We start from the raw sequence: 26240 nt of genomic DNA, 5'->3' as shown, positions 1-26240 counted from the left end.
GAACCGAAGACCACATAGCCAGAACGGGGAGGGTTAGCATGGCTCTCGATGGATACGACTCGACGGCGCTTTCACGGAAGGCCATGAAGGCCGAACTGCTGGATGCGGAAACCGAACTGGCGCTTGCCTATGCATGGCGCGATCAGCGCGACGAGGCAGCCCTGCACCGGTTGATCACCGCCTACATGCGGCTGGCGATTTCCATGGCGGCCAAGTTCAAGCGCTATGGCGCGCCGATGAACGACCTGATTCAAGAGGCAAGCCTTGGCCTGATGAAGGCCGCGGACAAGTTCGACCCCGACCGGGGTGTGCGTTTCTCGACCTATGCGGTCTGGTGGATCAAGGCGTCGATCCAGGACTACGTGATGCGCAACTGGTCGATGGTGCGCACCGGGTCGACCTCGTCGCAGAAGTCGCTCTTCTTCAACATGCGCCGCGTTCAGGCGCGCCTGGAACGCGAGGCAAGCGCGCGCGGCGAGTTGCCCGACCGTCACCAGTTGCGCCAGATGATCGCGACCGAGGTGGGCGTTCCGCTCGCCGATGTCGAGATGATGGAGGGGCGCCTTGCAGGCTCTGATTTCTCGCTGAACGCCACCCAGTCGACCGACGACGAGGGCCGCGAGTGGATCGAGACGATCGAAGACGACTCGGTTCAGGCCGCCGACATCGTCGAGACCGGGCGCGACCGGGCGCAGTTGCGCGGCTGGCTGGTCAATGCGTTGTCGGAACTGAACGAGCGCGAACGCTTCATCGTGCAGGAACGCAAGCTCCGCGAAGAGCCCCGGACGCTTGAAAGTCTCGGCAACGAGTTGGGCCTTTCCAAGGAGCGTGTGCGCCAGCTTGAGGCGGCGGCGTTCGGCAAGATGCGCAAGAGCCTTGAAACCCAATCGCCCGAGGTGCATCACTTCCTCTTGTGAGATACCTCTGTTTCCGATCCGCGCTTGCCGCATTGTCCTTCGCCACCGCCGCCGGGGCCGAGCAGATCGCCCCGGCGTCTCTTTCCGATCTTCCGCCTGCCGATGTGGTCATCCTGGGCGAGATTCACGACAACCCGATTCACCATGCAAACCAGGCCGCCGCCGTTGCGGCGATCCGGCCCGCTGCGCTGGTCTTCGAGATGCTGACGCCCGAGCAGGCGGCGCGGGTAACACCAGATATCCGTGGCGATGCATCGGCGCTGGGCGCGGCGCTGGGCTGGGCAGAGTCCGGCTGGCCTGATTTCGCGATGTACCACCCGATCTTCACCGCCGCGCCCGGGGCGGCCGTCTACGGTGCGGCGCTGCCCCGCGGCGAGGTGCGCCGGTCCGTGGGCGAGGGGGCCGCGGTGGTCTTTGGCGACGAGGCGTCGGCCTATGGGCTGGCCGATCCCCTGCCCGGGGACGAGCAGGCCGCCCGCGAAGCGGGCCAGATGGAGGCCCATTGCAACGCCATGCCCGCCGAGATGATGGGCGGCATGGTCGAGGCGCAGCGGTTGCGCGACGCCGCGCTCGCCCGCGCCGCGCGGGCCGCACTGGACGACACCGGTGGCCCGGTCGCGGTCATCACCGGCAACGGCCATGCGCGCACCGACTGGGGCATGGGCCGGGCGCTGGCCCGTGTCGCGCCCGGGGCGCGGGTGCTTGCCATCGGCCAGCTCGAGGCGCCCCCCGGCGAGACCCCGCCCTTCGACCTGTGGCTGGTGACCGATCCCGCCGAGCGGCCCGACCCGTGCGAAGGCCTGAGGGGCAACTGAGCTTGTCTCGACCCCGGCTGCGGCCTAGACAGTCTGGCAGGCGCTAATCCGAGGGCGGATCCCATGCTGTCCGGCAAACGTATTCTGCTGATCGTCTCGGGCGGCATCGCCGCCTACAAGGTTCTGGACCTGATCCGCCGCCTGCGCGAGCGGGGGGCGGCGGTCACCCCGGTGATGACGCGGGCCGCGGCGGAATTCGTCACCCCCCTGTCGCTGTCGGCACTGGCGGGGGAAAAGGTCTTTCGTGACTTGTTCGACCTGACCGACGAGGCCGAAATGGGGCATATCCAGCTCTCGCGCTCGGCCGATCTGGTGGTGGTGGCGCCTGCAACGGCAGACCTGATGGCCAGGATGGCGGGCGGGCATGCCGACGACCTGGCCTCCACGCTGCTGCTGGCCACCGACACGCCCGTCCTGGTCGCGCCCGCGATGAACGTGCGGATGTGGCAGCATCCGGCGACGCGGCGGAACCTTGCGACCTTGCGCGGCGATGGCGTCCGCGTCGTCGGCCCGAACGAGGGCGACATGGCCTGTGGCGAGTTCGGGCCCGGGCGCATGGCCGAGGTGCCCGAGATCCTCGCCGCCATCGAGGCGGCGCTGGCCGATGGGCCGCTGAAGGGGCGGCGCATCGTCGTGACCTCGGGGCCGACGCATGAGCCCATCGACCCGGTGCGTTACATTGCCAACCGGTCCTCGGGCGCGCAGGGCACGGCGATTGCCCGGGCGCTGGCGGGGCTGGGCGCCGAGGTCGTGTTCGTGACCGGCCCCGCGACCGTGGCCCCGCCCGCGGGCGTCCAGGTGGTGCGGGTCGAGACCGCACGCGAGATGCTGGAGGCCGTGCAGGCCGCGCTGCCCGCCGAGGCGGCGGTCTTTGCCGCTGCCGTGGCCGACTGGCGCGTGGCGAACGCGGCCGGGCAGAAGATGAAGAAGGACGGGTCGGGAAGGGCCCCGGCGCTGGAGTTCGCCGAGAACCCTGACATCCTCGCGACCGTCGCGGGGCTGTCCAAGGGCCGCCCGCGGCTGGTGGTCGGTTTCGCGGCCGAAACGCATGACGTCGAGGCCCATGCCCGCGCCAAGCGCGGCCGAAAGGGGTGCGACTGGATCGTGGCAAACGATGTCTCGCCCGCGACCGGGATCATGGGCGGGGCCGAGAACGAGGTGACGCTGATCACCGCCGAGGGCGCCGAGACCTGGCCGCGGCTGACCAAGCACGAGGTCGCCCAGCGCCTTGCCCAGCGGATCGCCGAGGCGCTGGCATGAGACCCACCTTGCGCATCCTGTGGGAGGACTGGGCCGACCGCGACCTGCCGCTGCCCTCGTACGAGACCGCGGGGGCGGCTGGCGCGGACATTCGCGCCAACCTGCCGCCCGACATTCGCGCGGCTGGCTTCACCCTGCAACCGATGCAGCGCCGGATCGCGCCGACAGGGTTCCGCATGGCCTTCCCCCCCGGTTTCGAGGTGCAGATCAGGCCGCGGTCGGGGCTGGCGCTGAAGCATGGGATCACCCTGCCCAACACGCCCGGCACCATCGACAGCGACTATCGCGGGCCGCTGGGCGTGCTGCTGGTGAATCTCGGAGCCGAGCCCTACACCATCCACCACGGCGACCGGATCGCGCAGATGATCGTGGCCCCCGTGGTGCAGGCCGCCTTCGCGGTGGTCGACACGCTGGATCCGACCGGTCGGGGAGAGGGCGGCTTCGGCTCGACGGGGCGGGGCTGATGGGGCTGGTCCTGGGGCTCGCGCTGGCGCTCTGGGCGATTGGCGCGCTGATGAAGGTGCCGCCACCGGGGCGCTGGGCGATGATCGCGGCGCTGTACGCCGCTGTTCTGGCGGTTCAACTGGCATTGCCCGCACCCCATCCCCTGAAACGCGCGATTGGTGGATCGCCCGAAGGCTGGCTCGCTCTGGGGGGCGCGGTGGCCGCGGTGCTGGGTTACCGTGCGGGCCTGCGCGCGCTGCGGCGTCGGGCAGCGCGGCATGCGTCCAGGCAGGCGCCCGTGGCGTCGGGTCCGTTCCGCGCCACCGAGCTTGACCGCTATGCCCGCCACATCGTGCTGCGCGAGATCGGCGGTCCGGGACAGAAGCGGCTGAAACAGGCGAAGGTGCTGGTGATCGGTGCAGGCGGGCTCGGCTCGCCGGCGCTGATGTATCTGGGGGCCGCCGGCGTAGGCACGCTGGGGGTGGTCGATGACGACATCGTGTCGAACTCGAACCTCCAGCGCCAGGTGATCCATACCGATGCACGGATCGGCCTGCCCAAGGTGTTTTCGGCCAAGGAGGCGATCCTCGGGCAGAACCCCTTCGTCGAGGTCCGGCCCTATAACCGGCGGCTGGACGAGACGACGGCGCGGTTGCTGTTTGCCGAGTATGACCTGATCCTCGACGGGTCGGACAATTTCGAGACGCGCTATCTGGTGAACCGGGTCGCGGTGGAAACAGGCACGCCGCTTGTCGCTGCCGCCATCGCCCAATGGGAAGGACAGATCAGCCTATATGATCCCGCCCGCGGCACGCCCTGCTATGCCTGCATCTTTCCCGAGGCCCCCGCGCCGGGGCTGGCGCCCTCCTGCGCCGAGGCGGGCGTGGTCGGGCCGCTGCCCGGTGTCATGGGGACGATGATGGCGGTCGAGGCGATCAAGGCGCTGACCGGGGCGGGCGAGGGGCTGCGCGGGCGGATGCTGATCTATGACGCGCTTTACGCAGACACGCGGGTGATCGCGCTCAAGCGGCGGCCGGGCTGTCCGGTCTGCGGGCGGGGCTGAGGGCGCCCTGCGCGCCATCCACCGAAACGCACCCAGGCCAGCGAGACCGTTCAGCGGTGATCGCCGCTGTCCCGCACCGGGTCGAAATGGATGATGATGTCGGTGCCCGGGAACTCGGCAAGGATCGCGTGTTTCAGCGCGGCGCCGATGGCATGGGCCGCGTCCAGGCTTTGCGCGCCGTCAAGCTCGACATGAAGATTGATGAACAGACGGCTGCCCGAGCGGCGGGTCTTGAGGTCGTGAAAGCCGTGGATGCCGGGCTGGGTGCGGGCGAGGGTCTCGATCCGGGCGATCACCTCGGGGGCGGCGGCGCGGTCCATCAGCGCGTCCCAGGCATCCTTGCCGATGCCCGCCGCCCCCACGGCCAGCATGCAGGCGGCCGCCAGCGCGATCGCGGCATCAAGGCGGACAAGCCCGAACTGCGCCGAGGCCCAGAGCGCCAGGATCGCGCCAAGATTCGGCAGCAGATCACCAAGATAGTGTAGCGAGTCGGCGCGGACCACCCGGTTTCCTGTCCGTGCCGCCACCCCGCGCTGCCAGAGCACCAGCGCCAGCGTCAGGATGATCGAAAGCGTCATGGCCACGATCCCCCGCCCCTCGGCCGCCAGCGGAACGGGATCGGCGGCGGTCAGCCGTCCGATGGCGGCGAACGCGATCACACCGGCCGAGGCGAGGATGAATACCGCCTGGCCCAGCGCCGCAAGATCCTCGGCCGCGGTATGTCCGAAGGCGTGGTCATCGTCGGGCGGGCGTGCGGCGTAAAGGATCGCGGCCAGCGCGCCGAGCGACATCATCAGGTCAAGCGCGCTGTCCGCAAGCGAAGCCGCGACCGACAGGGACTGCGTCTCGCCCAGCGCCCAGAGCTTCAGCGCCACCAGCAGCAACGCGGTGACAACCGAGGCGATCCCGGCGGAAAGGTTCAGGCGGGTCGCGGTCGGCATTGGCGGATCCCTTGGCGCGGTTCGGCCCCGGACTAGCAAGGCTGGTGCCGGGGCCGCAAGCTTACTCGCGCGTTTCGCCCGGGTCGACGCCCCAAAGCGCGGCCTTGGGCACCCAGCCGGATTGTCGCTCGGCCGCGATCCGGCACCAGTCGGGGCGACATTCGCCAAGCCGGGCGATCACGCCGCGCTCGGCCTGGGCCAGCACCTGGGCGTTCGCGTCGGGCTGACGGCGCAGGGGCAGCATGTCCTCGTCGACAATGACCGTGCGCACGCCCGACAGCAGCGAATAGTGCATCCAGCCGCCCGCGCCGTCGCGGTCCTGCACCCGGCGCCAGTGGCCGTATTCGGCGGTGATCTGCAAGGGCATGCCGCGGCGGGTATAGACCCAGTCCACCCGGTGGCTGAGGCTGGGGCCGCGGCGCACATTGCCCTCGGCGGCCTTGAGCGACACGTAACGCGGCAGCGGCAGGTTCGTGACCTGCCCCCGCTCGGCCCCGTGGAGGGGCGCGGAAAGTGTCGCCATGCAAAGAAAAAACGCCAAGGCCATCCTTGCGGTCCGCCCGGCTGCCCGTTGCGCCATCTCTGTTCTGCCCGTTCACGCCCCGGGGTCTTGTGCCGCGCCCCGATCTCGGACAGTTTGCCACTGACGGAACGGGTTGGAAAGCAGGAGGAGGCCCCGGGATGCCCGCTCAACGCCTGAGTGTTGTCGTGACGCGACGCCTGCCCGAGCCGGTCGAGACCCGGATGAAGGAGCTTTTCAACGTCGAGCTGAACGAAGCCGACGTCAAGATGAGCCGGGAGGAACTGGTCGACGCGATGCAGCGGGCCGACGTGATCGTGCCCTGCGTGACCGACCAGATCGACCAGGCGATGCTGGCCGCCGCAGGCGACCGGCTGAAGCTGATCGCGAATTACGGGGCCGGGATCGACCATCTGGACATCCAGACAGCGCGGCAGCGGGGGATTCTGGTGTCGAACACGCCGGGCGTGGTGACCGAGGACACCGCCGACATGACCATCGCGCTGATGCTGGCGGTCACGCGCCGCATCCCCGAAGGGTTGCATGTCATGCAGACGGGCCATTGGAAGGGCTGGGCGCCCACGGCCTTCATGGGCGGGCGGATCGGCGGGCGGCGGCTGGGGATCCTCGGGATGGGACGGATCGGACAGGCGGTGGCGCGGCGGGCGCGTGTCTTCGGCATGCAGATCCACTATCACAACCGCAAGCGTCTGCGCCCCGAGATCGAGGAGGACCTGGAAGCGACCTGGTGGGACAGTCTTGACCAGATGGTGTCGCGCATGGATGTCCTGTCCATCAACTGCCCGCACACGCCCTCGACCTTCCACCTGATGAACGCAAGGCGGCTGAAGCTGATGAAGCCCGACGCCGTGATCGTGAATACCTCGCGCGGCGAGGTGATCGACGAGAATGCGCTTACCCGGATGCTGCGGGCGGGCGAACTGGGCGGCGCGGGGCTTGACGTGTTCGAGCATGGCCACGAGATCAACCCCCGCCTGCGCGAACTGCCGAACGTGGTGCTGCTGCCGCATATGGGCTCGGCCACGGTGGAGGGTCGGGTCGAGATGGGCGAGAAGGTCATCATCAACATCAAGACCTTCGCCGACGGCCACCGGCCGCCCGATCTGGTGGTACCGGCGATGCTGTGACGGGGTGGGCACGGGCGAGCCCCGCGCGCCGAAGACCTGCCCGATGCCGATGCTGCCGAGGTTGACGCAGATCGCCGCCCTCATCGCGTCCTGAAATCCTGCGGCTTCCGGGGTGTCGGTGGCTTCGGGCTCAGCGGCCAGAGGTCGCTTTCGTGTCACGTGAAGTCGGATGACCCTCGCCCCGCGTGGCCGATTTTGCGTAACTGGGCGCGAAACGGACGCTCAACGCGGAGTCGCGGCCCATGAAGACCCATGTCAAAGCCCTTGTCGTCGGCGGCGGTGCCGTCGGCACCTCGATCGCCTATCACCTGGCGAAGCGCGGATGGGACACGATGCTGCTGGAACGCGACGAGTTGACCTCGGGCAGCACATGGCATGCGGCGGGCCTTTTGCCCTATTTCAACATGTCCTACGCCACGACCCACATCCACGACTACTCGATCAGGTTCTACAAGGGGCTTGAGGCCGAGACGGGATTGAACCCCGGCTTCTTCGTGGTGGGCAACCTGCGGATGGCGCAGACCGACGCGCGGATGGACGAATACCGGCTTTACGCCACAACCGCCGAGACCTGCGGCGTGCCCTACGAATGGCTGACCCCCGACGAGATCAAGGCGCGCTGGCCGCTGGTTCGGACCGACGACCTGAAGGGCGCGCTGTTCCACCCGACCGACGGCTATATCAACCCCGCCGACGTCACGCAGGCGATGGCCAAGGGCGCGCGCCAGTTCGGTGCGACCATCGAACGCAAGTGGCAGGTGGACGGCTACGAATGGACCGGGTCCGAATGGCGCGTCACGGTCACGAAGATGGCCGAGAAGGGCGGGAACCTCGTCGCCACCGACGAGCAGGCCGTCATCACCGCCGAACATGTCGTCACCGCCACAGGCAACCACGCCCAGCGCACCGCGCGGCTGCTGGGCATCAAGATCCCGGCGATCCCGGTCGAGCACCAGTTCATCGTGACCGAGCCCGACCCCGCGCTGGTCGCGTGGCGCGACGCGGGCAATCCCCAGCACCCGGTCCTGCGCGACGCCGACGCCAAGTGGTATGTCCGCGAGGAACGCGGCGGCTGGATCCTTGGCCCCTATGAGCGCGGCGCGCCCGCGCGGTTCGAGTATGGCTGCCCCGACAGCTTCCGCGCCGACCTCTTCCCGCTGGATCTGGAGCGGATCGAAGAGGAATACATGAGCATGATCCACCGGATCCCGTCTTCGGAACAGGTGGGTCTGAAGGACGATTTCAACGGTCCGATCTGCTACACGCCCGACGGCAACCCGCTGCTCGGTCCTGCGCCGGGCCTAAGGAACATGTGGCTGGCCGAGGGGTTCAGCTTCGGCATCACGGCGGCCGGGGGCACCGGACATTACCTTGCGCAACTGATGGTGGACGGCGAGGCCGAGATCGACATGGGCTCGCTCGACCCCCGCCGCTATGGCGACTGGATGACGACCGAATACGCCGCCCGCAAGAACGAGGAGGCCTATGAACACGTCTACATCCTGCACCACCCCGACGAGGAGCGTCCCGCCTGCCGCCCGCTGCGGACCTCGCCGGCCTATGACCGGCAGCGGCGGCTTGGCGCGCAGTTCGGGCAGGTGAACGGGTGGGAGCGGCCGAACTATTACGGCCCCGAGGACGCGCCCGACAGTTTCGACCACGATGCGCGCAGCTTCCGCCGGGGCGGCTGGTGGCCGCATGCGGAATACGAGGCCCGTGCGATCCGCGAACGCGCCGGGCTGATCGACGCAACCGCCTTCACCAAGCATCTTGTTCGGGGGCCGGGGGCGACCGCGTTCCTCGACTGGTTCACCTGCAACGCGCTGCCCAAGGTCGGCCGGGTCAACCTGACCTATGCGCTGAGCTCGGCGGGCACGGTGCGCACGGAATACACCATCGTGCGGCTGGCCGAGCACGAATACTACCTTGTCTCGGCCGGGGCGTGGGCGGCCTATGACCACGATTTCCTGGTCAAGGCCGCCGAGGACAAGCGCGAAGAATTCGGCTGGATCGACATCCACGACGTCTCGACCCAATGGGGTGTGTTCGCGTTGGCGGGGCCGAACGCGCGCGCGATCCTGAACGATGTGGTCAAGGACGCCGACCCGGCGACGGTGCTGTCCAACAAGCGCTTCCCGTGGCTGTCCGCGCGCGACATCGAGCTGGGCATGTGCCCGGTGCGCGCCCTGCGCGTGGCCTATACCGGGGAACTTGGCTGGGAGCTGCATCACCCGATCGAGATGCAGACCTACCTGTGGGATCTGCTGATGGGCGCGGGCGAACGGCACGGTATGGCACTGGTCGGCGCCCGGGCGCAGAACTGGCTCAGGCAGGAGAAATCCTATCGCGCCTTCGGCACGGAACTTGGCCGCGACGCGACGCCGCTGGAGGCCGGGCTGGACCGGTTCGTCGACCTGTCCAAGGACTTCCACGGCAAGGCGGCGATGGAGCAGACCGGTATCCGCAGCAAATGCGTGACGCTCTTGATCGATGGGCCCGAGGATGCCGATCCCTGGGGCCGCGAGGCGCTTTATGATGGCGAGACGCGGGTCGGGCGGCTGACCTCGGGCGGGTATTCGGTGGTCTTTGGCCGGTCGATCGGCATGGGCTATGTCCGGCCCGAACTCGCTGTCCCGGGCACGAAACTCCAGGTCAAGATGCTGGACCGGCGCTGGCCCGCCGAGATCGTCGAGGAGAGCCCGCACGACCCCACGAACGCCCGCATCCGCGCGGACGGTTGAGCCGTCAGCGGGCGGCGAAATCCACGGCACTGACCGCGCCGTTCCCGTCGCGGTCCAGCAGCGCCAGCCAGTCGGCGCCGCCCAGCCGGAATTCCGCCCGGCTGATCCGCCCGTTGCCGTCGATGTCATTGCGCCGGAGCGTCACGCCCCCGGCCATCCGCGCGACCTCGGCGCGATACCGGCCGCCCAGATTGCGCAGGTCGGCCTGCCGCGCTGCATCGAAGCGGGCCGTTTCGTGCGGGTCGAGAAGGCCATCGCCGTCGCGGTCGAACCGGGCAAAGACCGCCTCGGGCATGCGCATGATCTCGGCTCGGGTGATGACGCCATCACCGTTCCGGTCCCATTCGGCAACGAACCGTTCCTCGAAGACGCTGCCGGGCATACCCGAATAGCTGCCCGCGTGGGCGGCGGTGGCCAGAAGGGCAAGGACAAGGGCAGCCGGGACGATACGGAGCATGGGACAGATCCTTCGAGGGCGTTCAGCCCACAAGGAATAGGACGGTGGCGCGATTCAGGCAACAGCGGGCCTCTGCCCATGCCGCACAGCCTTTGGCCGCGGAAGCGCGTGCCGCCGCGGGACGGCACGCCCGGGGGCCGCGTTACTCGGCCGCGGCCGCCTTCTCTTCCATCAGTTGATCGTAGCATTCCATCGCCGCGGCGGCATACATCATCGCGGGCCCGCCGCCCATCTGGATCGACATTGCCAGCACGTCGCCGACCTCTTCGCGGGTGGCGCCGACGCGCACCAGCGCCTCCATGTGCAGCACGATGCAGGCCTCGCAGCGCAGGGTGATCGCCATGCCCATCGCGATCAGCTCCTTGGTCTTGAAGTCAAGCTCGCCGCCCTCCTTCACGGCCTTGCCGAGGCCGCTGAACGCCTTGGCCGGCTCGGGGATCGCCTTGTTCAGGCGCCGCAGCTGATCCTTGGTCGCGTCACGTTTCGCGGTCCAGTCCATTCTTTTCTCCTTTGAGATCGAAATTCGAGTCGGAAACACCAGTTTTCTTGGGTGCCTGCCTTGATGCGGGTCAAGGTGCGGCGGGCTTTCGGGCAACCACGGTCAGGTTGTTCGCGGGCATCTCCGCTGGCGGTTCGGCGACCAGGCCGGCTGCGCGCATCCAGCCTTCGACCTCTTCGGCCGATTTGTAGCCGATCGCGGAATCCTGTGCGACGAGGCTGGTGTGGAATGTCGCGTCGCCCTCGCTGGCAAACCTGTCGCCGCGCCGGAACGGTCCGTAGATCATCAACACCCCTGCGGGGGCGAGCGCGCGCGCCGCCTCGCGGATCAGCGTCTGTGCCTCGTCGACACTCACCAGATGCAGGATGTTGCTGGCAAAGATCAGGTCATAGCCGTCCTGTACCGCCCCCCAGCCGGGTGCGCAGGCATCAAGCGCGATCGCGGGCCGGATGTTGGGCAGGCCCGCATGCGCGGTCCAGGCGTCGATGCTGGCGCGCCGGTCCGCGTCGATGTCCGAGGGTTGCCAGTCCAGCCCGGGCTGGCAGGCCGCGATACGGACCGCGTGTTCGCCGGTGCCCGACGCGATCTCCAGTGCGCGACCGGCCGCCGGGCCCCGTTCGCGGATGACCGCGCAGATCGCTTCGGCATTGCGCAGCGCCGAGGGCGCGTGCATCCGCCCGTCTGCGCCGGGGATCGCCACCGAGGCGGTGTCCGGCAAGCTCAGGCGGCGGGACATGTCGCGAACCTCGCAGGCGAAAACGCGGCAGCCAGCGCCGCGCCGATCTCGGGCGGCCGCCCGGCGACGATGTCGGCGGCCAGCTGGCTTGCGGCTGGCGCGGTCTGAAACCCCACGCCCCCCTGACCGGCATGCCAGAAGAAGGCGGGGTCAAGCGGATCGAACCCGATGACCAGCAGACGGTCCGGCGCAAAGGTCCTCAGCCCCGCCCAGTTCGTCTCGACCCGGGTGACCGGCTCGGTCACCATCTCCTCGTAGCGGGCAAGCCCCTCGGCCAGCACCATGTCGTCGGCAAAGGCGTCGTGCGGCGGCATCGGATGTTCCTCGGCGGGAGAGACCAGCAGCTTGCCGGCATCGGGTTTGCAATACCACCGCTCGCCTGCGCCCACGGCCATCGGCCAGGCCCGGATATCCTGCCCCCCCGGTGCGGGTAGCCGCGCCATCGACCGCCGCATCGGTGTCATCCCCAGGGGCGCCACCCCGGCCATCCGCGCCACCTCGTCGGCCCAGGCCCCCGCGGCATTGACCAGCACCCGCGCCGCGACGGTTTCTCTGCCGGTCTCGACCCGCCAGCCTGTCCCGGTTCGGGTAATTGCCGTGACCCGCGTGCCGGTCGCGACCGTGCCGCCATTGGCCCGGATGTCGCGGGCGAAGTCCTGGATCAGCCGGTCAGTGTCGAGATCCCAGGCGTCGCCATGATAGCCCGCAAAGGCGACGGCATCGGGGTTCAGGATGGGCATCCGCGCCCGCGCCTCGTCGACCGTCAGGCGGGACAGCCGCATATGCGCGACGTCATGCTCGAAGGCCGCCGCATCCTCGGCGCGCCCTACCACCATCAGCCCGCGCGGCGACAGCACGCCGCCATTCGCCGTCGCATGATAGGCATGGCTGGCCCGGTTCAGTTCCACGATGGGCGCCGCGCCGAGACACTCGTCGAACAGCGCCGCCGACCGCCCCGAGGCATGGTAGCCAAGCCCCGCCTCGGCCTCCAGCAGTGCGACCCGCCCCAGATGCGACAGTCTTGCCCCGACCGAGACCCCGGCGATGCCGCCACCGATGACCAGAAAATCCGTCTCCATGCGCCCGACATAACCAGAGCGCGCGGCCAAGGGAAAGCCCCGCCGCGCGCCCATTTCCTGTCCGTGCGACGCCGGGGCGGCGCCGCGCCCCGACCCCGGCCTGCGTTATTGCGGAATCTCGCCGGTCAACCCCTCGACATAGAAGTTCATGCCCAGGAGCGTGCCGTCATCGGCGGTCTCGCCCTCGGCCAGCCAGACCGAGCCATCCTGCTTGTTCAAGGGGCCGGTGAACGGATGATAGGCCCCGCTCCCGATCGCCTCGATCAGCGCCTCGGCCTCGGCCTTGACCTCGGCGGGCACCGCGTCGGTGATCTCGCCGATCTTGACCATGCCCGCGCCGATCCCATCCCAGGTGTCGTCGCTTGTCCAGGCGCCGTCGATCACCGCCTGCACCCGGTCGATGTAGTAGGGCGTCCAGTTGTCGATGATCGAGGAAATCCGCGGCTTCGGGGCGTATTCCGCCATGTCCGAGGCCTGCCCGAAGGTATAGACATTTCCCGCCTTCTCGGCCGCGGCTTGCGGCGCGGTCGAATCCGTGTGCTGCAGGATCACATCGGCGCCTTGTTCGATAAGTGCTGTTGCGGCGTCTGCTTCCTTGGCCGGGTCGAACCAGGTATAGGCCCAGATCACCTTGAACTGGACGTCCGGATTCACCTTTCTTGCATGGATATAGGCCGAGTTGATGCCGCGGATGACCTCGGGGATCGGGTAGGAGGCGATATAGCCGATGATGTTCGATTCCGTCATGTGCCCGGCGATCAGCCCCTGCACCGCGCGGCCCTCGTAGAAGCGGGCGGAATAGGTGCCGACATTGTCCGCGCGCTTGTAGCCGGTGGCGTGCTCGAATTTCACGTTCGGGAATTTCTGGGCGACGTTGATCGTGGGATCCATGTAGCCGAAGGACGTGGTGAAGATCAGGTCGGCGCCGGACAGCGCCATCTGCGTCAGGACGCGTTCGGCATCCGCGCCCTCGGGCACGCTTTCCTGGTAGACGGTCTCGACCGCGTCGCCGAAATGTTCTTCCACGGCGAGCCGGCCCTGGTTGTGTTCATAGGTCCAGCCGCCATCGCCGATCGGCCCGACGAAGACGAAGCCGACCTTGGTCTTGTCCTGGGCAAGGGCGGTCCCGGCCAGGCCCAGCGCCAGCGCGGCGGAGGCGAGAAGCGTTCTGCGGTTCATGGTTCTATCCCCTGTTGGTGGCGGGCCGCATGGCCGCCGGTTGGCAGAGCCTCAGGTCGAGGCGTGGAAGACCCGGCCGAGCGAGGCGGGCGCGTTCAGCGCGGCGCGGCCCCGGTCGGCCGACATGATGACGAGCACGAGGATCGTTACCAGATAGGGCGAGGCCGACAAGAGCTCGACCGGAACGGCAAGCCCCGCGGCCTGCAGGTTCAACTGCAGCACCGCGACCCCGCCGAAAAGATAGGCACCCAGCAAGACCCGCCCCGCGCGCCAGCTGGCAAAGACCACGATGGCCAGCGCGATCCAGCCCGCACCCGAGGTCATGCCCTCGGTCCATTGCGGCACGCGCACCAGGCTGAGATAGGCCCCACCCAGCCCTGCGCAGGCGCCGCCAAAGGCGATGGCCGCAAGACGGATGCGCACGACCTTGTAGCCCAGCGCATGCGCCGCGTCGTGGTTCTCGCCCACCGCGCGCAGGATCAGCCCCGCCCGCGTGAAGCGCAGGAAGGCCCAGACCGTGGCGACCAGCGCGAGGCTGAGATAGACGATCAGGTCGTGGGAAAACAGCATGCGCCCGAGGATGGGGATGTCCGAAAGGACCCCGAGGTTCAGCCGGTCCGTCGCGGGCGGCTTTGTGCCGACATAGCCTTGCCCGATGAGTGCCGAGAAACCGAGTCCGAACAGCGTCAGTGCCAGCCCTGTTGCCACCTGGTTCGACATCAGTACCTGCGTGAGAAAGCCGAAGACCAGGGACAGCGCCGCGCCGCCCGCCATGGCCGCGATGAACCCCAGCGTGGGGCTGCCGGTCTCGACCGCGATGGCAAAGCCGCAGATCGCGCCGGTGATCATCATCCCCTCGACGCCAAGGTTCAGAACGCCGGATTTCTCGACCACCAGTTCCCCGATCGCAGCCAGCAGGATTGGTGTCGACGCCACCATCAACGAGGCGAACAGCACCACAGGGTTGATCGCGCCGAAATCCATCAGGCGATCTCCCTCCGGCCAAGCCGAATGTTGTAATTGGACAAGACGTCGACCCCCAGCAGGAAGAAAAGCAGCATGCCCTGAAAGGCCTGGATGGCGGCTGCCGGGATGCCAAGCATGAATTGTGCAAGTTCGCCACCGATATAGGTCAGCGCCATCAAGAGCCCCGCCAGCAGGATTCCAACCGGATGCAGTCGGCCGAGAAACGCCACGATGATCGCGGTGAAGCCGTAGCCGACATTGAAGTCGATATTGACCTGACCGGCGGGGCCCGAGACCTCGAACAGTCCCGCAAGGCCCGCCAGCGCCCCGGACGTGCCGAGACAGAACAGGACCAGGGCGTTCGTGTCGACGCCGGCGAATCGCGCGGCCCGGGGCGACTGGCCGGTCAGCCGGATCTGAAAGCCCAGCATGTGGCGGTTCAGAAGGACATAGGCCGCGATCACCGCGATGAAGGCTGCGACCACGCCCCAATGCATGCCGGTGCCCTCGAAAAGCTCGGGATTGGCGGCGGCGGGGTATTGCTGCAGGTTCCGGCTGCCCGGAAAGCCGCCCCCCTCGGGGTTGCGCATCAGTCCCAGCGACATCGAGGCCAGAACCTGTTGCGCGACATAGACGAGCAGCAGCGAAACGAGGATCTCGTTGGTTCGGAACCGCGTTTTCAACAGCGCCGGGATCATTGCCCAGGCCCAGCCGCCGAGCGCCCCGGCCAGAACCATCAGCGGGAACAGGATCCACGTATCCAGCGGGTAAAGCGCCAGCGCCACGCCTGCGCCCGCCAGAGCGCCCATGATGTACTGGCCTTCCGCGCCGATGTTCCAGATGCCGGCGCGGAAGCCCAGCGACAGGCCGATCGCGATCAGGATCAAGGGCCCCGCCTTCACAAGCAATTGCGGGCGCGAATAGCTGGCGAACTGTTGGTTGAAGAGCGGATCCCAGAAGATGGTGCGGATTGCGTCGACCGGGTTCTTGCCTAGCAGGGCAAACATCAGCCCGCCCGCCACCATGGTCAACGCCACAGCGAGCAGGGGCGCCGCAACGGTCCAGGCGCGCGAGGGCTGGGGGCGTTTTTCAAGTCGGATCATGGGCGCCCCTCACTCGGCCACATGGGCGACCTCCATGTCATGGGCCCCGCCCATCATCAGCCCGATCTCTTCCAGCGTCAGCCCCTTGGCGGGGCGCGGGGACGACAGGCGGCCCTCGTTCAGCGCGGCGAAGCGGTCCGAGATTTCCATCAGTTCGTCCAGATCCTGGCTGATGACGATGACCGCCGTGCCTGATTCCGCAAGGTCCAGCAGCGCCTGCCGGATCGACGCGGCGGCGGACGCGTCGACGCCCCAAGTCGGTTGGTTCACCACCAGTACCTCGGGGCGTTGCAGCACCTCGCGGCCGATGACGAATTTCTGCAGGTTTCCGCCCGAAAGCGAACGCGCGGCATTGCCTGGGCCGGGGGTGCGCACGTCGAAGGCCTCGATCACCTTCTCGGCAAAGGCTTTCGCCGCGGGCCATTTCAGGAAGCCGCGCGCCGCCAGCCCCTCGCGGATCGCGGCGGTCAGCAGGGCGTTTTCGGTCAGGCTCATGTCCGGGGCGGCGGCGTGGCCCAGCCGTTCCTCGGGCGCGGCCAGCACCGCGATGCGCCGCCGCGGGCTGGGGCCCAGCGACCCGATGGGCTGGCCCTTGAGCCTGACCGCGCCGGGCGCCACAGGCGCCTCGCCCGACAGCGCGGCCAGCAACTCGTCCTGTCCGTTCCCCGCGACGCCGCCCACCCCCAGGATTTCGCCCGCCCGCACGGAGAACGAGATGTCGCGCAGCGAGGTGCCGAAGGGGTTGGCCGATGGCAGGGACAGTTCCGACACCTCAAGCACCACCTCGCCCGGGCTGACGCCTGCCCGGGAAGGGGCGGTCAGTTTTGCGCCCACCATCATCTCGGCCAGTTCCGCGGCGGACTTTTCGCGCGGGTTGCAGCTGTCGACGACGCGGCCCCGGCGCAGGATCGTCGCGCGGTCGCAGAGCGTGCGGATCTCTTCCAGCTTGTGCGAGATGTAGAGGATCGCGGTGCCCTCGGCCGCCAGTTTCCGCAATGTGGCGAAGAGGATGCCGACCTCCTGGGGCGTCAGCACCGAGGTCGGCTCGTCCATGATCAGGAGTTTCGGATCCTGCAGCAGGCAGCGGATGATCTCGACCCTCTGGCGTTCTCCGGCCGAGAGATCGCCCACCAGGCGGCCGGGCTTCAGCGGCAGGCCATAGGTCTCGCTGACCTCGCGGATGCGGGCGGCGAGACGGCGCATCGGCGGCGGGTGCTCCATTCCCAGCGCGATGTTCTCGGCCACGTTCAGCGCGTCGAACAGCGAGAAATGCTGGAAAACCATCGCAACGCCCGCAGCCCGCGCAGCGCTGGGCTCGGAAGGCGCATAGGCCGTGCCCCGCAGCGTCATCTGGCCCGCATCGGGCTGCACCAGCCCGTAGATCATCTTGACCAGCGTGGACTTGCCGGCGCCGTTCTCGCCCAACAGTGCATGGACCTCGCCCTCGGCGATATCAAAGCTGACGCGATCGTTGGCGACCACCCCGGGATAGGCCTTGGTCAGGCCCTCGACTGTCAAAAGTGCTGTCACCCGGCGGCGTCCCCCGCGGCCTGTTCGTGGATTCCCTGCTTAGTAGCCCGGTGCCGCGGCAAGCTGCAACGGTCTCGGGCGGATGCAGGGGCAGATTGCGCCCGGTCTGCGGGCATCTGCCCGAAAAGGGGGCAGTTCGCCCGCGCGGTTCGGGCGGCCATCAGGCCCTTTCCCCCGGTCCGCGTGCCGGGCTAGAGTCGGCGCCATGGCCGCGCCCCGATTCATCCATCTTCGCCTGCACACCGAATACTCGCTGCTCGAAGGGGCGGTGCGGGTCAAGAAACTGCCCGATCTGTGCCGCGCGGCCGGCGTTCCCGCCGTGGCCGTGACCGACACCAACAACATGTTCTGCGCGCTGGAATTTTCGGTTCTGGCGGCAGGGGCGGGGGTGCAGCCGATCATCGGTTGCCAACTGGATCTGGCCTACGATCCCGCCGCGCCCGGTGAACGCCCGCGCCAACCTGCGCCGGTGGTCCTGCTGGCGCAGAACGCTGCGGGCTACGGTAACCTGATGAAACTCAACTCCTGCCTCTACCTGGGCAAGGAGGGGCAACTGCCGCAGGTCACGCCCGAGGAACTGGAGGCCCATGCCGAGGGGCTGATCTGCCTGACCGGCGGGCCCGACGGGCCGGTGGGCCGGCTGTTGCAGTCGGGCCAGCGGGCGAAGGCCGAGGCGCTGGTCGCGCGGCTCGCCGCGGCCTTTCCGGCCCGGCTTTACGTCGAGTTGCAGCGCCACCCGGGTGAGGGCGGGCAGGTCACCGAGGCCGAAGCCGCGACGGAACGCGGCCATGTCGAGATCGCCTATGGGATGGACCTGCCGCTTGTTGCCACCAACGACGTCTACTTTCCCAAGTCCGACATGTACGAGGCGCATGACGCGCTGATCTGCATCGCCGAGGGCGCCTATGTCGACCAAGCGCAGGGCCGCCGCCGCCTGACGCCGCAGCATTACTTCAAGTCGCCCGAGGAGATGGCCGCGCTGTTCGCCGACCTGCCCGAGGCCGTCGAGAACACCGTCGAGATCGCCCGGCGCTGCGCGGTCAAGGCCGAGAAGCGGAAACCCATCCTGCCGCGCTTTGCCGAGGACGAGGTGGAGGAACTGCGCCGTCAGGCGCGCGAGGGGCTGGCCGCGCGGCTGGCCGTCATTCCGCATGCCGCCTCGGTGGAGGAGTACGAGAAAAGGCTCGATTTCGAACTCGGGATCATCGAGGGGATGGGCTTCCCCGGCTATTTCCTGATCGTCGCCGATTTCATCAAATGGGCCAAGGATCACGGCATCCCCGTGGGGCCGGGGCGGGGCTCGGGGGCGGGCAGCCTCGTGGCCTATGCGCTGACGATCACCGACCTCGATCCCTTGCGCTATTCGCTGCTGTTCGAACGCTTCCTGAACCCCGAGCGGGTGTCGATGCCCGACTTCGACATCGACTTCTGCATGGACCGCCGCGAAGAGGTGATCCACTACGTGCAGGAGCGTTATGGCCGCGAGAAGGTGGCGCAGATCATCACCTTCGGCGCGCTGTTGTCCAAGGCCGCGGTGCGCGACGTGGGCCGGGTGCTTCAGATGCCCTATGGTCAGGTCGACAAGCTGTCGAAGCTGATCCCGGTCGAGGGGGTCAAGCCCGTCTCGATCGAGAAGGCGCTGGCCGACGAGCCGCGCCTGCGCGACGCCGCCCGGGCCGAAGAGGTGGTGGACCGTCTGCTGACCTATGGCCAGCAGGTCGAGGGGCTGCTGCGCAACGCCTCCACCCATGCCGCGGGGGTGGTGATCGGCGACCGGCCCTTGGACGAGCTGGTGCCGCTTTACCAGGATCCGCGGTCCGACATGCCCGCCACCCAGTTCAACATGAAATGGGTCGAGGCGGCGGGCTTGGTCAAGTTCGACTTCCTCGGCCTCAAGACGCTGACGGTGATCCAGAACGCGATCGACCTGATCCGCGCGGGCGGGCGTCAGCTGCACGAGGCGGCGGACGGCACGCGGCTTTACGATCCCGCGCCCGGCGCGGCGAACGACATCGGGCATATCCCGCTGGACGACGCCAGGACCTATGACCTTTACGCCAGCGCGCGCACGGTCGCGGTGTTCCAGGTGGAAAGCTCGGGCATGATGGATGCGCTGCGCCGCATGAAACCGACCTGCATCGAGGACATCGTGGCGCTGGTGGCGCTGTATCGCCCCGGGCCGATGGAGAACATCCCGACCTATTGCGAGGTGAAACACGGGCTGAAGCCGCTGGAATCGATCCACCCCACGATCGACCACATCCTGGCCGAGACCCAGGGCATCATCGTCTACCAGGAACAGGTGATGCAGATCGCGCAGGTTATGGCGGGCTATTCCTTGGGCGGCGCGGACCTGTTGCGCCGGGCCATGGGCAAGAAGATCGCCGAGGAAATGGCCAAGGAACGGCCCAAGTTCATCGAGGGCGCCAAGGCCACCCATGGCGTCGACGCGAAGAAGGCGGGCGAGGTCTTCGACCTGCTGGAGAAATTCGCCAATTACGGTTTCAACAAGTCGCACGCAGCGGCCTATGCGGTGGTCAGCTACCAGACTGCCTGGCTCAAGGCCAATCACCCGGTCGAGTTCATGGCCGGTGTGATGAACTGCGATATCCACCTGACCGACAAGCTGGCGATCTATGCCGAAGAGGTGCGGCGCGGGCTGGAGATCGAGATCGTGCCCCCCTGCGTGAACCGCTCGCAGGCCGCTTTCGACGTCAGGGACGGCAAGCTGGTCTATGCGCTGGGCGCGCTCAAGAATGTCGGAGTCGAGGCGATGCGGCTGATCGTCGAGGGCAGGGGGGATCGCCCCTTCGCCACGCTGTTCGATCTTGCCCGGCGGGTGGACCTCAAGCGGATCGGCAAGCGGCCGCTGGAAATGCTGGCCCGCGCCGGCGCCTTCGATCAGCTCGATCCGAACCGGGCGCGGGTGATGGCCAGCCTCGACGCGCTGGCCGCATGGTCGGCCGCGGTCCACGAACAACGTGCCTCGGCGCAGGTGTCGCTGTTCGGCGAGGCGGGCGACGACCTGCCCGAGCCGCGGCTTGCCCCCGCCGCCGACTGGCTGCCGGCCGAGCGGCTGGCCGAAGAGCACAAGGCGATCGGCTTCTACCTTTCGGGCCATCCGCTGGACGACTACCTTTCGGCGCTGAAACGCAAGGGCGTGCTCAGCATCGCGGGGGCGCGCGAGGCGGCCGAACGCAGCGGCGCGGCGGTGATGAAGGTGGGCGTTCTCGTCTCGGGCCTGCGCGAGATGAAAAGCGCCAAGGGCACCCGCTATTTCCGCATGGAGCTGTCCGACCCCACCGGCCAGTTGTCCGGCGTCGCCATGTTCCCGCGCGAAGAGGCCGACCTGATCGCGGCCCGCAAGGTCTTCGAGACGACCGACAAGGTGGTGGCGACGATCGAGGGGCGCTTCAACGAAGGGCAGTTCGACCCGATGATTCGCGGGATCGTTCCGATGGATGCCTCGATCGCAGATGCCGGTCCCGCCGGGCTGGAGATCACGGTCGAGACGCCAGAGGCGGTGCAGGGCGTGCGCAAGCTGCTGGACCAGATCGGCGCGGTGCCGCGCGGCCGGACGGGCGGGCCGATCCGGCTGCGGGTGCTGAACCTTGAACTTGACGTGGATGGCGCGATGCAGGTGCGCGATTGCTGCCTCGGGCTGGGCGGCCGCTATCCGGTCACGCCGCAGGTCAAGGGCGCGATCAAGTCGCTGCCGGGCGTGGCGATGGTAGACGATTTCTGACCGTCGCGCCCGACGCTACCAGTGCGGCGGTTTCTGATCGGCCAGCGGCACCGATCCGCCATCCTCGTATTCCCGCTGGGCCTCGCGCCCCAGCAGCATGTCCACCTGGCGGCGCAGCACCGCGATCTCGCGGCCCTGCCGCGCGACCTCGTCGGACAGGTCTTCGGCCTCGGCGATCAGCCGGGCGATCCGCTCTTCCAGCGCCGTCAGTTCCGTGTCCATGGTCATGCCTGCTCTCCCGCGCCACCTTGCCCCGCGTCCCCCCATCCGCTAGACCCCGCGCGGACAGCGAGAGGCAGGCGGCGAGACGCGCATGGCCAAGGATACCAAACCCCGGCGCCCCCGGGCCGAAACGCCCAAGGGCTTTCGCGACTATTTCGGCGCAGACGTGACCGAGCGCAAGGCGATGCTGGACAGGATCGCCGCGGTCTATGACCGCTACGGCTTCGATCCGCTGGAAACCTCGGCGGTCGAAACGCTGGACGCGCTGGGCAAGTACCTGCCCGATGTCGACCGCCCCAATGCCGGCGTCTTCGGCTGGCAGGAGGAGGACGGCGACTGGCTGGCGCTGCGCTATGACCTGACCGCGCCGCTCGCCCGCGTCGCCGCGCAATACCGCAACGAGTTGCCCACGCCCTATCGGCGCTACGCGATGGGGCCGGTCTGGCGCAACGAGAAACCCGGCCCGGGCCGGTTCCGCCAGTTCTATCAATGCGATGCCGACACGGTGGGCGCGGCCTCGGTGGCCGCCGACGCCGAGATCTGCGCGATGCTGGCCGACGCGCTGGAAGAGGTCGGCATCCCGCGCGGCGACTACATCGTGCGGGTGAACAACCGCAAGGTCCTGAACGGCGTGATGGAGGTCGCGGGCATCCTCGATCCCGCCGACCCCGAGAAACACGAGCACGAACGCGGCATCGTCCTGCGCGCCATCGACAAGCTGGACCGGCTTGGTGAGGATGGCATTCGGGAGCTCTTGGGCGAAGGCCGCAAAGACGATTCTGGGGATTTCACACAAGGGGCCAAGCTATCGAACGCGCAGGCCGAGGTTGTGATGCGCTTCGTCTCGGCAAAGCGAAGTGTCAAAGACAACTTCGCGCGCTGGGCCGGGCGCGTCGACAAAAATAGTACGGCGAAGTTTCTGATTGCCGCCGATGCAACAGATCGTCAGTTTCAGCAGGTTCTGGGCAAAGATTTTACTGAATGGCCCGAATATGGTCTGTGGAATGACGCGGTAGTTGAGTATCTGGGTGACCTCGTAACTGGATCGAAAACTGGCCAAGACGGAGTTGCCGAACTGCTGGAAGTCGGCAGCCAGTTAGCCGCCCAAGGCTACGGCCCCGACCGTATCGTGATCGACCCCTCCGTTGTCCGCGGCCTCGGCTATTACACCGGCCCGGTCTACGAGGCCGAACTGACCTTCGAGATCCTCGACGAAAAGGGCCGGCCGCGGCAGTTCGGCTCGGTCGCGGGGGGCGGGCGGTACGATGGCCTCGTGGAACGCTTTACCGGCCAGAAGGTGCCCGCGACGGGTGTGTCCATCGGCGTCGACCGGCTGCTCGCCGCGCTGCGCGCGAAGGGCCGGGCGGGGCAGAGCTTGCAGGGCCCCGTCATTGTCACCGTGATGGACCGCGACCGCATGGCCGACTATCAGACGATGGTGGGCGAGTTGCGCGCCGCGGGCGTCCGCGCCGAGGTCTACCTGGGCAACCCCAAGAATTTCGGCAACCAGTTGAAATACGCCGACAAGCGCAATTCACCCATCGCCGTCATCCAGGGCGGGGACGAGGCCGCGCGCGGTGTCGTGCAGATCAAGGACCTGGTCCTCGGCGCCCGGATCGCCGAAAGCGCCAGCCTCGAGGAATGGAAATCCCAGCCCGCCCAGTTCGAGGCCCCGCGCGCCGAACTGGTGGCGCAGGTGAAACGGCTGCTGGCCCAGAACGGGGACTGAACGCATGGCGTCCAAGGCCGAGGTGCTGGCGCAGGCCGAACGGCTGCACGCCTTCTTTCGCGATGCGGGCGCCGCGCCGGTGCAGACCGCGATCCTGCAGCCGGCCGGGACGCTGCTTGACCTTTACGGCGAGGATATCCGCGCGCGCGCCTATGTGACCTCGGACGCGCTCAGGGGCGAACAGATGCTGCGCCCGGACTTTACCGTGCCCGTGGTGCAGATGCACATGGAGGCCGGCGGCGACCCGGCGCGTTATACCTATTGCGGCGAGGTCTTCCGCCGGCAGGAACGCGATCCGAGCCGTCCGAACGAATATATCCAGGTGGGCTACGAGCTTTTCGGCAGCGAGAATCCGGCCGAGGCCGATGCCGAGGTCTTTGCGCTGTTCTCCGAGGTGTTGTCGCCGCTGGGGCTGCGCGCGGCGACCGGTGATATCGGGCTCTTGCTGGCGGCTGTCGGGGGGCTTTCGATGACGCCCCGGCGCAAGGCGGCGCTGCGGCGCCATGTCTGGCGGCCGCGCCGGTTCCGGGCGCTGCTTGACCGGTTCGGCGGCCGCGCCCCGGTGCCCGAGCCCCGCAGGCGCCTGCTGGCCGAGATGGAGGCGAAGGGGGCCGAGGCGATCCTGGATGCCGCCGGTCCCGAGATCGGCCTGCGCTCGCGCGCGGATGTGGCCGCGCGGCTTGATGCCCTGGCGCAGGACGCGGCCGAGCCGCCGATCTCGCCCGCCGAGGTCGAACTGCTGGACGACATGCTGTCGATCCGCGAAACCTGCCCGAACGCGCTGGCCCACATGCGCGACATCGCCGTGGACCTGCCCGCCATCGCCCCCGCCCTCGACCTGATGGAGGCGCGGCTGGACGCGCTTGCGGCGCTGGGGATCGACGTGGACCTGCTGGAGTTCGAGGCCAGCTACGGGCGCACCACGATGGAATACTACGACGGCTTCGTCTTCGGCTTTTTCGCCGAGACCCGGCCCGACCTGCCGCCGGTGGCCTCGGGCGGGCGCTATGACGCGCTGACCCGCATCCTGGGGCAGGGCCGCGCGGTGCCCGCGGTCGGCGGCGTGATCCGCCCCGAACTGGTGCTGGCGCTGACCCGGGAGGGCGGGCAATGACGCTGAAGCTGGGGGTGCCGTCCAAGGGGCGGCTGATGGAAAAGACCTTCGACTGGTTCGCCGGTCACGGGGTCAACATCCGCCGCACCGGGTCCGAGCGCGAATATTCGGGCGCGGTCGAGGGCGTCGAGGGCATGGAACTCGTGCTGCTGTCGGCGGGTGAGATCCCGCGCGAACTGGCGGCGGGGCGGATTCACCTTGGCGTCACGGGGTCGGACCTGGTGCAGGAACGGATCGCCGACTGGGAAAGCCGGGTCGTGGCGCTGGAGCCGATGGGCTTCGGCTTTGCCGACCTGGTGATCGCGGTGCCGCGCTGCTGGGCCGATGTCGACACGCTGGACGATCTCGACGCGGCGGCGGCGGCGTTCCGGGCGGCGCACGGGCACCGGCTGCGGGTCGCCACGAAATACCACCGGCTGGTGCGGGATTTCCTGCGCGAGGCCGGTGTGGCCGATTACCAGCTGGTCGACAGCCAGGGCGCGACCGAGGGCACGGTGAAGAACCTGACCGCCGAGGCGATCGCCGACATCACCTCGACCGGCGAGACGCTGCGCGCCAACCACCTGAAAATCCTGTCGGACGGGCTGATCCACCGCAGCCAGGCGACGCTGTTCAAGTCGCGCGAGGCCATGTGGGACGATGCGGCGCGTGACAGTTTTCGCGCGCTGGCCGCGCGTCTGGGGCTGGACGCCTGAGGGACGCCGGGCATTTTCGACGGGGCATGGTGCCCAAGACGTGGCGCCCGGCCCCTGCGCCTTACCTTACCCCGATCTCGGCCAGCGCCGCCATCAGGCGGGGCGGCAGGTCGTCCTCCTGCGCGCGGCCCTCGGGCAGGTCGCGCGGCGCGTCCGCCGCCCGCAGGTAGCGCCAGCCCTGGAAGGGCCGTTTCGGCATAGCCTCGGTCCGCAGGACCGCCGGGTCCAGCACGATCCCGCAGCGGTCGATTCCATCCGCCCCGGTCACCTGGTCAAGCCGGACGATCCGCTGGCGCGCGAGGATCACGCCCTTGAACACCCAGTAGAGCGAGCCGCCCGCCAAGAGCTCGTCCACCCGTTTCGGCCACATCCGGGTGACGTGGCGGGGCAGCCCGTCAGGGCCCTTGGCGCGCGCCGTCTTCTGCCAGTCGATCAGGTCCTCGACCCGCTCGGCCCCGACGCAGAGCTTCACCAGATTGACGTGGCCGCCCGCCATGCTGTGCCCCAAGATCCTGTTGATGGACGTCAAGCTTAGTCTAGTTGTTGCGGAGTTCAAGGCGACATCCTATTCTTGACACCCTTCCCCGAGCCCCCGAGGACACCCAAGATGAGCCGTTTCTCCGCCCCCATCGCCGACCAGATCTGGGACATGAAGTACCGCCTGAAGAAGGCCGACGGCACGCCGGTGGATCTGACGGTGGAAGACACCTGGCGCCGCATCGCGCGCGCGCTGGCAGAGCCGGAGCAGGACAAGGCCGGCTGGGAAGAGCGGTTCTATTCCGCGCTTGAGGATTTCCGCTTCCTCCCCGCGGGCCGGATCACCGCCGGGGCGGGCACGGGCCGTGCGGTGACGCTGTTCAACTGCTTCGTCATGGGGACGATTCCCGACAGCATGGGCGGCATCTTCGAGGCGCTGAAGGAAGCCGCGCTGACGATGCAGCAAGGCGGTGGCATCGGCTACGACTTCTCGACGATCCGTCCCAGGGGGGCGGACGTGCTGGGGGTGGGGGCCGACGCCTCGGGGCCGCTGTCCTTCATGGACGTGTGGGACGCGATGTGCCGCACCATCATGTCCGCGGGCAGCCGCCGGGGCGCGATGATGGCCACGATGCGCTGCGACCATCCGGATATCGAGGCCTTCATCACTGCCAAGCAGGATCCGGCGCGGCTGCGCAACTTCAACCTCTCGGTGCTGGTGAGCGACGCCTTCATGGAGGCGGTCAAGGCCGATGGCCCGTGGGAGGCGTTGTTGCATAAAGGTGGCTTGAGGCATGACTTCCCCTTGCCCCTTCCGGTTCAGGCCACGCGGACGATCTCGGCGGTGCCGAGGGCATTGA

24 protein-coding genes are annotated in these 26240 nt (G+C 68.2%); 12 read left to right on the top strand and 12 right to left on the bottom strand.

The genetic code is table 11. The annotated features are described in order from the left end of the window. Positions 1–38: 38 nt before the first annotated feature. The 5 genes from EV655_RS00120 (at position 39) to EV655_RS00100 (ending at position 4499) form a co-directional block, all read left to right on the top strand. A complete protein-coding gene (locus tag EV655_RS00120) occupies positions 39–917 on the top strand; it encodes an RNA polymerase factor sigma-32 (RefSeq protein WP_132539964.1) in 879 nt (292 codons plus the stop codon). Positions 918–949: 32 nt separating this feature from the next. Continuing rightward, entirely contained in the window at positions 950–1732 is a 783-nt protein-coding gene (locus EV655_RS00115) for a ChaN family lipoprotein (RefSeq protein WP_132541085.1), read from the top strand. A gap of 63 nt (positions 1733–1795) precedes the next feature. Beyond that, positions 1796–2992, top strand: a complete 1197-nt coding sequence (coaBC, locus tag EV655_RS00110; RefSeq protein WP_132539961.1) for a bifunctional phosphopantothenoylcysteine decarboxylase/phosphopantothenate--cysteine ligase CoaBC — start codon at positions 1796–1798, stop codon at positions 2990–2992. Then, positions 2989–3456 (top strand): dUTP diphosphatase, encoded by a 468-nt coding sequence (dut, locus tag EV655_RS00105; protein WP_132539958.1) that lies wholly within the window; start codon positions 2989–2991, stop codon positions 3454–3456. Before coaBC ends, dut begins: the two co-directional genes overlap by 4 nt. Next, positions 3456–4499, top strand: a complete 1044-nt coding sequence (locus EV655_RS00100) for a HesA/MoeB/ThiF family protein (protein WP_132539955.1) — start codon at positions 3456–3458, stop codon at positions 4497–4499. Before dut ends, EV655_RS00100 begins: the two co-directional genes overlap by 1 nt. A 50-nt stretch (positions 4500–4549) precedes the next feature. Here EV655_RS00100 and EV655_RS00095 read toward each other — a convergent pair whose 3' ends face one another. After that, complete coding sequence (locus tag EV655_RS00095) at positions 4550–5440, bottom strand: cation diffusion facilitator family transporter (protein ID WP_132539952.1); 891 nt, start codon at positions 5438–5440, stop codon at positions 4550–4552. Positions 5441–5501: 61 nt separating this feature from the next. Further along, positions 5502–5963 carry an SH3 domain-containing protein gene (locus EV655_RS00090; protein ID WP_243644929.1) on the bottom strand — a complete coding sequence of 154 codons (462 nt, stop codon included), beginning with the start codon at positions 5961–5963 and terminating at the stop codon, positions 5502–5504. 158 nt (positions 5964–6121) lie between these two features. Between EV655_RS00090 and EV655_RS00085 the strand changes: the two genes are divergently transcribed. Both EV655_RS00085 and EV655_RS00080 read left to right on the top strand, forming a co-directional pair. After that, positions 6122–7108, top strand: a complete 987-nt coding sequence (locus EV655_RS00085; protein ID WP_132539946.1) for a 2-hydroxyacid dehydrogenase — start codon at positions 6122–6124, stop codon at positions 7106–7108. A gap of 242 nt (positions 7109–7350) precedes the next feature. Continuing rightward, positions 7351–9849, top strand: a complete 2499-nt coding sequence (locus EV655_RS00080; protein WP_132539943.1) for a GcvT family protein — start codon at positions 7351–7353, stop codon at positions 9847–9849. A 4-nt stretch (positions 9850–9853) separates the two neighbouring features. On the opposite strand, the gene EV655_RS00075 is transcribed toward EV655_RS00080, so the two are convergent. The 8 genes from EV655_RS00075 to EV655_RS00040 form a co-directional block, all read right to left on the bottom strand. Beyond that, positions 9854–10306, bottom strand: a complete 453-nt coding sequence (locus tag EV655_RS00075; protein ID WP_132539940.1) for an EF-hand domain-containing protein — start codon at positions 10304–10306, stop codon at positions 9854–9856. Between the two features lie 142 nt (positions 10307–10448). Further along, the gene (locus EV655_RS00070) at positions 10449–10805 is read right to left on the bottom strand and encodes a carboxymuconolactone decarboxylase family protein (protein ID WP_132539937.1); all 357 of its coding nucleotides are present in this window, start codon (positions 10803–10805) and stop codon (positions 10449–10451) included. A gap of 70 nt (positions 10806–10875) precedes the next feature. Continuing rightward, positions 10876–11541: a DUF938 domain-containing protein gene (locus EV655_RS00065; RefSeq protein WP_132539934.1), complete on the bottom strand. Its 666-nt coding sequence runs from the start codon at positions 11539–11541 to the stop codon at positions 10876–10878. Beyond that, positions 11526–12620: an NAD(P)/FAD-dependent oxidoreductase gene (locus tag EV655_RS00060; RefSeq protein WP_132539931.1), complete on the bottom strand. Its 1095-nt coding sequence runs from the start codon at positions 12618–12620 to the stop codon at positions 11526–11528. Before EV655_RS00060 ends, EV655_RS00065 begins: the two co-directional genes overlap by 16 nt. A 105-nt stretch (positions 12621–12725) precedes the next feature. Further along, the gene (locus tag EV655_RS00055; RefSeq protein ID WP_132539928.1) at positions 12726–13799 is read right to left on the bottom strand and encodes a BMP family ABC transporter substrate-binding protein; all 1074 of its coding nucleotides are present in this window, start codon (positions 13797–13799) and stop codon (positions 12726–12728) included. 51 nt (positions 13800–13850) lie between these two features. Then, the gene (locus EV655_RS00050) at positions 13851–14783 is read right to left on the bottom strand and encodes an ABC transporter permease (RefSeq protein ID WP_132539926.1); all 933 of its coding nucleotides are present in this window, start codon (positions 14781–14783) and stop codon (positions 13851–13853) included. Then, entirely contained in the window at positions 14783–15868 is a 1086-nt protein-coding gene (locus EV655_RS00045) for an ABC transporter permease (protein WP_132539924.1), read from the bottom strand. Before EV655_RS00045 ends, EV655_RS00050 begins: the two co-directional genes overlap by 1 nt. Positions 15869–15877: 9 nt before the next feature. Then, entirely contained in the window at positions 15878–17398 is a 1521-nt protein-coding gene (locus tag EV655_RS00040; RefSeq protein ID WP_132539921.1) for an ABC transporter ATP-binding protein, read from the bottom strand. 205 nt (positions 17399–17603) lie between these two features. Here EV655_RS00040 and dnaE point away from each other — a divergent pair, with 205 nt between their 5' ends. Next, the gene (gene dnaE / locus EV655_RS00035) at positions 17604–21143 is read left to right on the top strand and encodes a DNA polymerase III subunit alpha (RefSeq protein WP_132539918.1); all 3540 of its coding nucleotides are present in this window, start codon (positions 17604–17606) and stop codon (positions 21141–21143) included. 15 nt (positions 21144–21158) lie between these two features. On the opposite strand, the gene EV655_RS00030 is transcribed toward dnaE, so the two are convergent. Next, positions 21159–21371: a SlyX family protein gene (locus EV655_RS00030; protein WP_132539915.1), complete on the bottom strand. Its 213-nt coding sequence runs from the start codon at positions 21369–21371 to the stop codon at positions 21159–21161. Positions 21372–21456: 85 nt separating this feature from the next. Between EV655_RS00030 and hisS the strand changes: the two genes are divergently transcribed. From hisS to hisG, 3 genes are read left to right on the top strand one after another with little or no spacing between them, the layout of a single operon-like run. Then, the gene (hisS, locus tag EV655_RS00025) at positions 21457–23094 is read left to right on the top strand and encodes a histidine--tRNA ligase (RefSeq protein WP_132539912.1); all 1638 of its coding nucleotides are present in this window, start codon (positions 21457–21459) and stop codon (positions 23092–23094) included. A gap of 4 nt (positions 23095–23098) precedes the next feature. Further along, positions 23099–24208 (top strand): ATP phosphoribosyltransferase regulatory subunit, encoded by a 1110-nt coding sequence (locus EV655_RS00020; protein WP_132539909.1) that lies wholly within the window; start codon positions 23099–23101, stop codon positions 24206–24208. Further along, complete coding sequence (hisG, locus tag EV655_RS00015) at positions 24205–24903, top strand: ATP phosphoribosyltransferase (RefSeq protein WP_132539906.1); 699 nt, start codon at positions 24205–24207, stop codon at positions 24901–24903. The genes EV655_RS00020 and hisG overlap by 4 nt, the downstream gene beginning before the upstream one ends. A 61-nt stretch (positions 24904–24964) precedes the next feature. On the opposite strand, the gene EV655_RS00010 is transcribed toward hisG, so the two are convergent. Then, complete coding sequence (locus EV655_RS00010; RefSeq protein WP_132539903.1) at positions 24965–25399, bottom strand: DUF1489 family protein; 435 nt, start codon at positions 25397–25399, stop codon at positions 24965–24967. 111 nt (positions 25400–25510) lie between these two features. Here EV655_RS00010 and EV655_RS00005 point away from each other — a divergent pair. Beyond that, positions 25511–26240: ribonucleotide reductase N-terminal alpha domain-containing protein (locus EV655_RS00005; protein WP_279389321.1), on the top strand; the 730-nt coding region annotated here is incomplete at its 3' end.

Source organism: Rhodovulum euryhalinum (genome assembly GCF_004342445.1).
GTDB lineage: Bacteria > Pseudomonadota > Alphaproteobacteria > Rhodobacterales > Rhodobacteraceae > Rhodovulum > Rhodovulum euryhalinum.
Note: the sequence above shows the minus strand (reverse complement) of the source record. Positions and strands in the feature narration are given on the sequence as shown.